The sequence below is a fragment of the Leifsonia sp. NPDC058230 genome, assembly GCF_042882245.1.
Taxonomy (GTDB): domain Bacteria; phylum Actinomycetota; class Actinomycetes; order Actinomycetales; family Microbacteriaceae; genus Leifsonia.
In genome coordinates, this window is record NZ_JBHVWM010000003.1 from 81,203 (window position 1) to 92,925 (window position 11,723).

Annotated in this window: 11 protein-coding genes; 8 read left to right on the top strand and 3 right to left on the bottom strand. The window is 67.7% G+C overall.

Annotated features, from left to right (window positions below; translation table 11 throughout):
• Positions 1-8 precede the first annotated feature (8 nt).
• Positions 9-1,157, bottom strand: coding sequence for a MalY/PatB family protein (locus ACFVV0_RS10215; protein WP_387062042.1), 1,149 nt, complete (start codon positions 1,155-1,157; stop codon positions 9-11).
• Positions 1,158-1,227: 70 nt separating this feature from the next.
• Here ACFVV0_RS10215 and ACFVV0_RS10220 point away from each other — a divergent pair, with 70 nt between their 5' ends.
• From ACFVV0_RS10220 to guaA, 7 genes are all read left to right on the top strand, one after another.
• Positions 1,228-2,346, top strand: a complete 1,119-nt coding sequence (locus ACFVV0_RS10220) for a GuaB3 family IMP dehydrogenase-related protein (protein ID WP_387063519.1) — start codon at positions 1,228-1,230, stop codon at positions 2,344-2,346.
• A 37-nt stretch (positions 2,347-2,383) separates the two neighbouring features.
• On the top strand, positions 2,384-4,168 hold the full coding sequence (locus ACFVV0_RS10225; protein ID WP_387062045.1) for a glycerol-3-phosphate dehydrogenase/oxidase: 1,785 nt from the start codon (positions 2,384-2,386) through the stop codon (positions 4,166-4,168).
• An 86-nt stretch (positions 4,169-4,254) separates the two neighbouring features.
• A complete protein-coding gene (locus tag ACFVV0_RS10230; protein ID WP_387062048.1) occupies positions 4,255-4,785 on the top strand; it encodes a cation:proton antiporter regulatory subunit in 531 nt (176 codons plus the stop codon).
• Positions 4,786-4,787: 2 nt separating this feature from the next.
• Positions 4,788-6,155, top strand: coding sequence for a cation:proton antiporter (locus tag ACFVV0_RS10235; protein WP_387062051.1), 1,368 nt, complete (start codon positions 4,788-4,790; stop codon positions 6,153-6,155).
• A 45-nt stretch (positions 6,156-6,200) separates the two neighbouring features.
• The gene (locus ACFVV0_RS10240) at positions 6,201-6,992 is read left to right on the top strand and encodes an SURF1 family protein (protein ID WP_387062053.1); all 792 of its coding nucleotides are present in this window, start codon (positions 6,201-6,203) and stop codon (positions 6,990-6,992) included.
• 4 nt (positions 6,993-6,996) lie between these two features.
• Positions 6,997-7,446 carry a DUF3817 domain-containing protein gene (locus ACFVV0_RS10245; protein WP_387062056.1) on the top strand — a complete coding sequence of 150 codons (450 nt, stop codon included), beginning with the start codon at positions 6,997-6,999 and terminating at the stop codon, positions 7,444-7,446.
• Complete coding sequence (gene guaA, locus ACFVV0_RS10250) at positions 7,442-9,034, top strand: glutamine-hydrolyzing GMP synthase (protein ID WP_387063522.1); 1,593 nt, start codon at positions 7,442-7,444, stop codon at positions 9,032-9,034. The genes ACFVV0_RS10245 and guaA overlap by 5 nt, the downstream gene beginning before the upstream one ends.
• Before the next feature lie 103 nt (positions 9,035-9,137).
• On the opposite strand, the gene ACFVV0_RS10255 is transcribed toward guaA, so the two are convergent.
• Both ACFVV0_RS10255 and ACFVV0_RS10260 read right to left on the bottom strand, forming a co-directional pair.
• The gene (locus tag ACFVV0_RS10255; protein ID WP_387062058.1) at positions 9,138-9,935 is read right to left on the bottom strand and encodes a Bax inhibitor-1/YccA family protein; all 798 of its coding nucleotides are present in this window, start codon (positions 9,933-9,935) and stop codon (positions 9,138-9,140) included.
• Between the two features lie 60 nt (positions 9,936-9,995).
• Complete coding sequence (locus ACFVV0_RS10260) at positions 9,996-10,559, bottom strand: hypothetical protein (RefSeq protein WP_387062061.1); 564 nt, start codon at positions 10,557-10,559, stop codon at positions 9,996-9,998.
• 63 nt (positions 10,560-10,622) lie between these two features.
• Here ACFVV0_RS10260 and ACFVV0_RS10265 point away from each other — a divergent pair, with 63 nt between their 5' ends.
• Entirely contained in the window at positions 10,623-11,675 is a 1,053-nt protein-coding gene (locus ACFVV0_RS10265) for a glycerophosphodiester phosphodiesterase family protein (protein WP_387062064.1), read from the top strand.
• Positions 11,676-11,723: the final 48 nt, after the last annotated feature.

Consider the following 11,723-nt stretch of genomic DNA (forward strand, 5'->3'; position numbering starts at 1 on the left):
GCTGCTGTTCAGGGCGTCACCGCCGCGAGCCGGAGTACCGCCTCCGTCAGCACGGAGGGCGAGCATGCGAAGTTGAGGCGTGCGAATCCGGCGCCCTGCTCACCGAAGTCCGGGCCGGCGACGAGCGCGACCCGTGCCTGTTCGAGCGAGTGGATGCTGGGGTCGTCGCCCCAGCCGAGCTCTCGGAAATCGAGCCAGGCGAGGTAACTAGCCTGCGGCTCGCGGTAGCGCACCTCGGGCAGGTACTGAGCCAGCAGGCTGGTCAGCAGCGCGCGGTTGGACTCGATGGCGGCCAGTGCGCCGGCGAGCCAGTCGCGCGAATCCTGGTAGGCCGCTTCGTTCGCGATGCGGCCGAACGTGCCGGTGCGGGTCTCGACCTCGCCGGGGAGGGCCGTGAGGAGCCCGGACATCCGTTCGCTCTGGGTGACGAACGCTGCGCACTTGAGGCCCGTGATGTTCCACCCCTTGCTGGCGGAGTGCGCGGCGATCCCGTGCTCGCGCGCCGCATCGGAGACGCTGAGGAACGGCGTGAACACGGCGTCGGAATGGGTGAGCGGTGCGTGCACCTCGTCGCTCACCACGATCGCGTCATAGCGGGCCGCCAGGTCGGCCACGGCGCGAAGCTCGTCCGCAGTGTGCACCAGGCCGAGCGGGTTGTGCGGATTGCACAGCAGGAACGCCCGGGCGCCGCCCTCGAAGGCGAGCTCGATCCCGGCGAGGTCGAGCGCCCATCCGGTGCCCTCGTCGAACAGGAGCGGCACCTCGTCGATGACGCCGCCGGCCTCCGGAACCATCTCGAAGAACGGAGCGTAGACGGGCGGGTTGATGATGACACGGTCGCCCGGGCGGATGGCCAACCGCAGCGACTCGACGATGACGACGCTGATATCCGTGGTCGTGTGGATGCGGGAGGCGTCGACCTCCCAGCCCCAGGAGTCCGCAGCGAACCCGGCGAACGCGCGCTGCACCCGGTCGTCAGGACCGACGTATCCGGTGTCCGACCGGTGCACGGCTGCGATCAGCGCATCCGCGATCGGGTCGGCGAGCGGGTAGTCCATCTCGGCCACGAAGAGCGGCAGCACGTCGTCGGGGTAGGCGCGCCACTTCTCGCTCGTCCTGGCGCGGAGTTTCTCGAGAGGCTCGGCTTCGATCGTCATGCACCCACTCTGCCCCCGTTGCCCCGAAGGCGCATCCATCATGGGCGCGCCATAGACTGAACCCGTGAGTATGGAGATTGAGATCGGGCGCGCCAAGCGCGCTCGCCGCGTTTACGCCTTCGACGACATCGCGGTGGTGCCGAGCAGGCGCACCCGTGACCCCGAGGACGTCTCGGTCTCCTGGTCGATCGATGCCTACCAGTTCTCGATCCCGTTCCTCGCGGCCCCGATGGACTCCGTCGTGTCGCCGCGCACAGCGATCATGATGGGTCAGCTCGGCGGCCTCGGCGTGCTCGATCTCGAGGGCGTCTGGACCCGCTACGAAGACCCGGAGCCGCTGCTCGCCGAGATCCGCGAACTCCCCGCAGCGAAGGCGACCGCTCGCATGCAGGAGATCTACTCCGAGCCGATCAAGCCCGAGCTCGTCACGAGCCGCCTCGCCGAGATCCGCGAGGCGGGTGTCACGGTCGCGGGTGCGCTCTCGCCGCAGCGCACCCAGGAGCTGTACGAGACGGTCGTCGCAGCCGGTGTCGACCTCTTCGTCATCCGCGGCACCACCGTCTCGGCCGAGCACGTGTCGAAGAACGTCGCCCCCCTGAACCTGAAGAAATTCATCTACGAACTGGATGTGCCCGTCATCGTCGGCGGCGCGGCCACGTACACGGCCGCCCTGCACCTCATGCGCACGGGTGCCGCCGGCGTGCTCGTCGGGTTCGGCGGAGGCGCGGCGTCCACGACCCGCTCGACCCTCGGCATCCACGCGCCCATGGCCACCGCGGTGGCCGACGTCGCCGGTGCACGTCGCGACTACATGGACGAGTCGGGCGGGCGCTATGTGCACGTGATCGCCGACGGCGGCCTCGGCAGCTCGGGCGACATCGTCAAGGCGATCGCCTGCGGCGCGGATGCGGTCATGCTGGGTTCGACGCTGGCCCGAGCCACCGACGCCCCCGGCGGCGGCTGGCACTGGGGCACCGAAGCGCACCACGCACAGCTGCCCCGCGGCAACCGGGTCGCGGTCGGCCAGGTCGCACCGCTGGAGGAGATCCTCTACGGTCCCGCGCCGGTCGCCGAAGGCACCGCCAACCTCGTCGGTGCGCTGCGCCGCTCGATGGCCACCACGGGTTACTCGGATCTGAAGGAGTTCCAGCGCGTCGAAGTCGTCGTCGCGCCGTACAACGCGCGATAAGTACCCGGCCGATGGCGGCCGGGAGAGGGAGAGAACGATGGTCACGACCGGATCCACCTCCAACTCGACGGTGACGTCACCGTCACGGCTCGGCCCCGCCGAACGTGCGGACGCGATCGCAGCGCTCAAAGAGACCGAACTCGACATCCTCGTGGTCGGCGGCGGCATCGTCGGCACCGGCAGTGCCGTCGACGCCGTCACGCGCGGGCTCACCGTCGGTCTCGTCGAGGCCAGGGACTTCGCGTCGGGAACGTCGAGCCGGTCGTCGAAGCTGGTCCACGGCGGCATCCGCTACCTCGAGCAGCTCGATTTCCGGCTGGTGCGGGAGGCGCTGATCGAGCGCGGGCTGCTGCTCCAGCGGATCGCTCCGCACCTGGTCAAACCGGTGCGCTTCCTCTACCCGCTCAAGAAGCGCGTGATCGAGCGCGTCTACGTCGGCGCGGGCATGCTGCTGTACGACATCTTCTCGTACACGGGCCTTCGCCCGCCCGGTGTTCCGCACCACCGCCACCTCTCCAAGGGCCAGGTGATGCGGGCCGTGCCGAGCCTCGCATCAGACGCCCTGATCGGTGGCATCACGTACTACGACGCCCAGGTGGATGACGCCCGGTACGTCGCGAACCTCGCACGCACGGCGGCACACTACGGCGCGCACGTGGCGACCCGGGTTCGTGTCGAGGGCTTCGTGAAGGTCGGCGAACGGGTCGTGGGCGTGCAGGCGCACGACCTCGAATCCGGCGAGCGGTTCGAGATCCGCGCCAAGCAGGTCGTCAACGCGACCGGCGTGTGGACGGACGACACGCAGTCGATGGTGGGGGAGCGCGGCCAGTTCAAGGTGCGCGCGTCGAAGGGCGTGCACCTCGTGGTCCCGCGCGACCGCTTCCAGTCCAAGATGGGGCTGCTTCTGCGCACCGAGAAGAGCGTGCTCTTCGTCATCCCGTGGGGTCGCCACTGGCTTGTGGGAACGACCGACACCGACTGGAACCTGGACAAAGCGCATCCGGCAGCCACCGCGGCCGACATCGACTACATCCTGGCGCACGTGAACGCCGTGCTGGCCGTCCCGCTGACCCGCGAGGACGTCGAGGGTGTGTACGCCGGGCTCCGCCCGCTGCTCGCGGGTGAGTCGGAGCAGACCTCCAAGCTCTCGCGCGAGCACCTCGTCGCCCACTCCGTGCCCGGCCTGGTCGTCATCGCAGGCGGCAAGTGGACCACCTACCGCGTGATGGCGAAGGACGCGATCGACGCGGCCGTCGACGCGCTCGACGGCAAGATCCCCGAGAGCACCACCGAAGAGATCGCCCTGGTCGGCGCGGAGGGCTACCAGGCCCTCTGGAACAAGCGCGCCCGCATAGCGGAGACGAGCGGTCTGCATGTCGCCCGGATCGAGCACCTCCTCAACCGGTTCGGCACGATGATCGAGGACATCCTCGACCTCATCCGCGACGATCCGTCCCTCGCCGATCCGCTGCCCGGCGCCGACGACTACGTCGGAGCCGAGGTCGTCTACGCGGCCACCAATGAGGGCGCCCTCCACCTGGAGGACGTTCTCGCCCGTCGCACGCGCATCTCGATCGAGGCGTGGGACCGAGGCGTCTCGGCGGCCCCGGTCGCCGCAGCGCTGATGGCCGGCGTGCTCGGCTGGGACAAGGCGCGCGAGGAGCGCGAGGTGCAGACCTATCTCAAGCGGGTCGCGGCCGAGCGCGCGAGCCAGCTGCAACCCGACGACCAGTCCGCCGACCGCATCCGGCTCGAAGCGCCCGACATCGTGGATGTGGATGCGGAGGCAGCTGCGGCAGCAACGGGTGCCGCTCCGAACTAGTCCACTACACCATCAACCCCAAAGCCGCCTTCAGGGCGCTCGGGTAGGCTTGTCTGACTGCCCCCGAAGCTGATGGAGACGGAACAATGGTTGACGTTCGACGGGTCAAGCTCCCCGGGGTCGGGGTGCTGCACACCTTCGTCACCGACGATGGCGGCAAGGTGGGAGTCATCGCCCACCGCTCCGGCCACAACGACTTGATCACCTTCTCGGACAACGAAGACGGTGCCGACGTGACCAAGGTCTCGCTGCGCCTCAGCGAAGATGAAGCCCACACCCTCGCCGAACTGCTCGGCGGAACGCAGATCACCGAGTCGCTGACCGCTCTCGACCAGATCCCGGGCCTCAGCATCGACTGGTTCTCGGTCGACTACGACGACTACATAGCCGGCCAGCCGCTCGGCAGCCCGGCCGATCGTGGCATGGTCGGACTCACCGTGGTCGCCGTGGTGAGGGGTGAGTCCGCCAATCCGGCGCCCTCTCCCGATTTCAAGGTCTTCCCGGGTGACACGCTCGTCGTGGCCGGATCGCCGGAGAAGGTGGCCAAAGCGTTCAACTTCTTCCGCTCCGGCCAGCTGCCGGTGCGCTCCGTCGTCGACGCTCCGCCCGGGGGGTAGCCATGCATCTCGGCGAAGACCTCATCGTTCTCGGCCTCCTCCTGCTCGTGGCGTATGTGCTCGGGCGTCTCGGCAAGCTGGTGGGTCTCCCCGCGATCCCCGTATACATGCTCGTCGGACTGCTGGCCAGCCCGCACACCGGATGGTTCCCGCTCAACTTCGAGTCGAACTACATCGAGCTGATCGCGATCTTCGGACTCATCCTGCTGCTGTTCAACCTGGGACTCGAATTCGATCAAGACGAGTTCTTCGGCAACTTCGGCAAGCTGATCATCTCCGGCGGCTCGTACATCGTCGTCAACATGGGCGTCGGGCTCGTCTTCGGGTTCATGCTCGGATGGGGAACCCGCGAAGCCCTCATCGTGGCGGGAATGACCGCCACGTCGTCGAGCGCCATCGTCACGAAGCTGCTGATCGAGCTCAACCGGCTGGCCAACAAAGAGACGCCGATGATCCTCGGCGTCACCGTGGTCGAAGACATCTTCATCGCGATCTACCTGGCCATCGTCTCGGTCGTCCTCAGCGGAGAGACCGACTTCTGGCCGATCGCCGGCAGGCTCGCCATCGCGTTCACCTTCCTGGTCGTGATGTTCACCATCGCGCGCTGGGGTGGCCGGTTCGTCTCGCGGCTGTTCCGCACCAAGGACGACGAGCTCTTCACCATCCTGTTCTTCGGGTTCGCAGTGCTGTTCGCCGGTATCGGCGAGGTGCTCGGGGTCACGGATGCGATCGGTGCGTTCCTCATCGGCCTCGTGCTCGGCGCGACCAAGTACCGCAACAAGATCGAGCACATCGCGATCCCGCTGCGCGATGTCTTCGCGGCGTTCTTCTTCCTGAACTTCGGTCTGGCGCTCAACCCGGCGCAATTCCCCGAAGTGCTGGTGCCGGTGCTGCTCGCCGTTCTGCTCACGATCGTGCTGAACATCGCCGCCGGCCAGTTCGTGGCATGGCTCAACGGGTTCGGCGCGCAGGCCGGCATCAACACGACGGTCATCCTGCAGAACCGCGGAGAGTTCGCGCTGATCCTCGCCACACTCTCGTTGAGCGCGGGACTGGATGCGCGCATCCAGCCGTTCGCGGGCCTCTACGTGCTCATCATGGCGGTGCTGGGGCCGGTCCTCGCAGCTAATTCCGAGAAGATCGGTGCGATGATTCTGCGGACCGGCAAGACCAAGCGTCGTTCCTCGAAGAAGCGGGCCGAAGAGAAGCTCCGCGATCCCATGCTCGACGAAGAGATCGCGCTCGTCGAGGCGGCGACCGCAGACCTCGATCCGGACACCGGATCAGAGGGCACGCGCCACGCCATCGACCGCGTGGTCGAGCAGGCCATGCAACAGCAGGACACCACCGGGGACGGAAAGCGGGACTGAACCATTAGCGAGACCACCGGCAGCGCGGAGACGACGCTGCTCCAGATGATGCTGCGCCCGCGCTGGATCGGCGCGCTCATCCTTTCACTCGCGCTCGCCGCCGGGTTCGCCCTGCTCGGCCAGTGGCAGCTTGAGCGCGCCGTCGAATCCGGAAAAGTGGTGGATGCGCCGAGCGAGACCGTGTTACCGCTCGCCCAGGTGGCGAAGCCGGGCGGACCGATCACCGACAAGGCAACCGGTCAGCTCGTGACTCTCGAGGGTTCCTTCGTGCCCACCGATTACGAGTTGCTTCAGGGACGCCTCAACCACGGCACGGCCGGATGGTGGGTGGTCGCGCACGTGACGGTCGGTGGAACCGCCACCGACTCGGAGCCCGTCGCGTTGGCGGTCGCGCGCGGCTGGGCCGCCGACGAGAACACCGCGAAGTCTGCGATGGCGCGCCTGGCGGACCAGCCTGAGACTCAGCAGACCATCGTCGGCCGGCTGCTGCCGACCGAGGCGCCCGAGGTCCCGAAAGACAAGTCGCATCCGTTCGTCATGACGACGATGTCGGCCGCCGCGCTCTACAACCTCTGGAGCGGCGTCGACGGCCAGGACGTCTACTCCGCGTACGTCGTCGAGGCCACCCCACCCGCCGGGCTCGTGAAGATCGACTCGCCGCCGCCCATCCAGGAGAGCACCCTCAACTGGCTCAACCTCTTCTATGCCGCCGAATGGATCGTGTTCGCCGGTTTCGCGATCTTCTTCTGGTTCCGACTGGTGAAGGACGCGAAGGAGAAGGAGGACGAGTTGAGAGAGCTCGAAGAATCCGCCGCCCAGCTCGGGAAAGTAGACTAGAACCATGCCCCTCGCCCCCAAGCCCGAAGCCTTCCCGAAGATCCGCGGGGCGCTCCGGCTCTATCAGGTGTGTGCCTACATCACCGGAATCATGCTCCTGCTGCTCTGCGCGGAGATGATCGTCAAGTACGGGATGGGCTACCAGCTCTTCGCGTTCGGCAACCACGGCGTCATCGCCTTCGTTCCGGTCAACGACCCGGTCGAACCGACGGGCGTCGACGTGAGCACGGGCATCCTGATCGCCCACGGCTGGCTGTACGTGCTGTACCTCTTCTCCGACTTCCGGCTCTGGAGCCTGATGCGGTGGAACTTCGGCCGGTTCGTCGCGATCGCCCTCGGTGGTGTCATCCCGTTCCTGTCGTTCTTCGTCGAAGCCCGCATCACCAAGCAGGTGAAGTCCTATCTGGCCGGCCGGGAGGCCGAGCAAGCGACCCTCGTGGAGGCATCAAATTAGCACCGAGCCCGTCACCAATCGACCCGTTCTCGTCGTCGATTTCGGCGCCCAGTACGCCCAGCTGATCGCGCGCCGCGTGCGCGAGGCGAACGTGTACTCGGAGATCGTGCCCCACACGGTCACCGCCGCCGAGATCGAGCAGAAGAATCCGTCGGGCATCGTGCTCTCGGGCGGACCCTCGAGCGTGTACGAGGAGGGCGCCCCGGCGTTCGACTCGGCGATCTTCGACCTGGGCGTTCCGGTGCTCGGCATCTGCTACGGCTTCCAGGTGATGGCCACCGCACTCGGCGGCGAGGTGTCGCAGACCGGTCAGCGCGAGTACGGCTCGACGGCCGTGCGCGTGAGCGAAGCGGCGAGCGACGGTTCGAGCAGCCTGCTGGGCGGCCAGCCCGTGGAGCAGACGGCGTGGATGAGCCACGGCGACTCCGTCTCGCGCGCTCCCGAGGGCTTCGAGGTTCTCGCGTCCACCGCATCCACGCCCGTCGCGGCGTTCGCGAACGACGAGCGCCGACTGTACGGCGTGCAGTGGCACCCCGAGGTCAAGCACTCCGCCTACGGCCAGGCGGTGCTCGAGAACTTCCTGCACCGCGCCGCGGGCATCCCCGGCGACTGGAACAGCGGCAACGTCATCGCCGACCAGGTGGCGGCGATCCGCGCCCAGGTCGGATCGGGCAGGGTCATCTGCGGTCTCTCCGGCGGCGTCGACTCGGCTGTCGCCGCGGCCCTGGTGCACGAGGCCGTCGGCGACCAGCTCGTCTGCGTGTTCGTCGACCACGGCCTTCTGCGCAAAGACGAGCGTCGTCAGGTCGAGGAGGACTACGTCAAGGCCACCGGCGTGCGACTCATCACCATCGACGCCGAGAAGCAGTTCCTCGACGCGCTCGAAGGGGTGAGCGATCCGGAGACCAAACGTAAGATCATCGGCCGCGAGTTCATCCGCACGTTCGAGCAGGCGCAGGCCGACCTCATCCTCGAGTCGCAAGCCGAGGGCGACCCCATCCGCTTCCTGGTGCAGGGCACCCTCTACCCCGACGTGGTCGAGTCGGGCGGCGGCAGCGGCACCGCCAACATCAAGAGCCACCACAACGTCGGCGGCCTCCCCGAAGACCTGCAGTTCGAGCTCGTCGAGCCGTTGCGCGCCCTCTTCAAAGACGAGGTGCGCGCGATCGGCCGACAGCTCGGTCTGCCCGAGGCCATCGTCGGCCGCCAGCCGTTCCCGGGACCGGGCCTCGGCATCCGGATCGTCGGCGAGGTCACCCACGAGCGCCTCGAGCTGCTGCGCGACGCGGATGCGATCGTGCGTGAGGAGCTGACCGCCGCCGGTCTCGACAACGAGATCTGGCAGTGCCCGGTCGTCCTCCTCGCCGACGTCCGCTCGGTCGGCGTGCAAGGCGACGGCCGCACCTACGGTCACCCGATCGTGCTGCGTCCCGTCTCCAGCGAAGACGCGATGACCGCCGACTGGACCCGCCTCCCGTACGACCTGCTGGCGAAGATCTCCAACCGCATCACCAACGAGGTCGACGGCGTGAACCGCGTCGTGCTCGACGTCACCTCGAAGCCACCGGGAACCATCGAGTGGGAGTGAGCCTCCCCTTCCTGTGTTTTGCGACGGAGCTGGGCGCGTGCCAGTGAACGCGAGAAGGGCCGGGATGCTGCAGCAGCATCCCGGCCCTTCTTGTGTCTGTGCGTCAGTTGCGCGAGATCGCGAAGATGCGCAGCAGCTCGAGGTACAGCCAGACGACCGTGACCATGATGCCGAAGGCGCCGGCCCAGCCGAACACGCGAGGAGCGCGGTTCTTGACGCCCTGCTGGATGGCGTCGAAGTCGAGCACCAGCGAGTACGCGCACATGATGACGACGAGAACGCCGATGATCAGCCCGAGCGGGATGCCCACGATGTGGACCGATCCGTTGAGGCCCCACGGGTCGCTGTTGGCGCCGGTCCAGATCAGCACGAGGTTGATGATCGAGAACAGTCCGTAGCCGATCATCGCGATGAAGAAGACCTTGGTCGCTCGCGCCGAGGCACGGATCTTGCCGGTGGCGAAGAGTGCGAGGGTCACGCCGACGACGACGAGCGTGCCGATGACCGCCTGCAGCACGACGCCGCCCCACAGGTTCTCGTAGAAGAGCGAGATGCCGCCGATGAAGATGCCCTGCGCGCCGGCATAGGCCAGCGTGAGCGCCGGGGACGGCTTCTTGCGGTTCTTGAAGATGTTGACGAACGCGAGGACGAGACCGATGATCGCGGCCGGAATCCACAGGGCCGGCACGATCCAGCCGATGACTGCCCCGACGAGGAGCACGCCGAAGCTTGCGGCGGTCTTGACGATGGTGTCTTCGACGGTCATGCGGTCGGTGTCGACCGCGTTGGCCGACGGCGACTCGTACATCTGCTGAAGGTTCTCGGCGCTCAGGCTCGCGTCGGCCGCAGACTTGTTCTGAAAGGCCGGGCTTTGCGAGAATGCCGGGTTGGAGGTAGCCATATTCCTGCGCTCACTTCGTGGGTCGGGGATGACCGAATTGGTTGCACCCAATCTATCGAGTTATTTTCTGAGGGATCTGACAGATTGCCTTGAACTGGCCAGGATCGCCGTCCATCTCGCCAGCCAGGCCGCACACACGATGACCAGGGTGCTGACGAGGATCGACACCCAGCCCACCGAGTAGTCGGGAACTGTGGCGGCGAGGATGATGCTCGACACGATCGGCAGCACCAGCACCGCATACGACGCGAGCGGACGCAGCCGCACGAGCAGCCAGGCCGCGAGCAGCACGGCGAAGCACCACGCGAATCCGGAGCCGCCGAGGATCAGCCAGGTGAACCCGAGGGCGGGCACGACCACGGCCACGCGCCGTCCGATCGTGCTCGGCAGGATCGCCCAGCCGGCCGGCTGCATCAGGGAGCCGAGCAGGAGCAGCGGCAGGCTGTATGCGCTGGTCATCAGCACGAAGCCCGTTCCCACGACGATGAGTGCGAGACCCGCCGCCGATCGCGCGCGGTACGAACCCCAATGCAGGTCGAGCAGGCTGGCGGGCTCGACCCAGCCGGAGGCGACACGCGGTTCCGGGACGGGCGGCTCCGGGATGGGTGGCTCCGGGGCTGACACCCGTCGATTCTGTCACCCGGATGAGCGGGGGAACAGCCCCCGACCGCGGGCTAGGATCGGTCCATGCGCGCGCATACAGCCCCGGTGGTCATCGGGCACCGCGGGGCTTCCGGCTACCGCCCCGAGCACACGAGCGCTGCCTTCGAACTCGCCTTCGCCCTCGGCGCCGACGCCGTCGAGCCCGATCTGGTGGCGACGAAAGACGGAGTTCTGGTGCTGCGGCACGAGAACGAGATCTCGGGCACGACCGACGTGGCCGCGCATCCGGAGTTCGTCGACCGCCGCACGACCAAGGAGATCGACGGCGTCACGCTGACCGGCTGGTTCACCGAGGACTTCACCTGGGCCGAGCTCTCGACACTGCGCGCGCGCGAACGGCTGGGCGCGGTGCGTCAGGCGAGTTCGACGTTCGACGGGCGCTACCCCTTGCTCCGGATGCGCGACCTGTTCGACGTCGTCGAGCGCGCCTCCGAGGACGTCGCGCGGCTGCTCGGCATCGTCGCCGAATTGAAGCACGCGACCTATTTCGAGTCGATCGGCCTGCCCCTCGACGAGCTCTTCTCGATCGAACTCGCCGATGCCGGCTGGTCGGACAACCCCGAACTGGTCGTCGAGAGTTTCGAGAAGACGGTGCTCGGGCAGCTCCACAGGCGCGGATTCCGGGGGCGCCGCGTCTACCTCCTCGAGGAGGAAGGCGCGCCCGCGGACCGGGTGGCCTCGCTCGGTTCGGCGGCGCCCGACTACCAGAGCGACCTCACCGAGATGGGGCTGTACGCGCTCGCATCCGGTCTCCCCGCCGACCGGGTCGACGGGATCAGTGTCGAGACGTCCCTGCTGCTCTCCCAGCGGACGGTCTCGGCGGCGCTCGACGACGTCGAGGACGAGGCCGAGCTCACCTCCGATCTCGTCGACACCGCGCACGCCGCCGGACTCGGCGTCTACTGCTGGACGCTTCGGCCCGAGAACACGTTCCTGCGGTCGGAGTTCCGCAGAGAGGGCGGCGACGACGCGTGGGGCGACTGGGCCCGGATGTTCGCAGTCGTCATGCGGTCGGGTGTCGACGGCGTGTTCGCCGACCATCCGGATCTCGCAGTCGCCGTTCGAGACGGGCACTGACCCCCGCCGGACGGCGAACGGAACGCGATACTCGCCAGGAGCGGACGC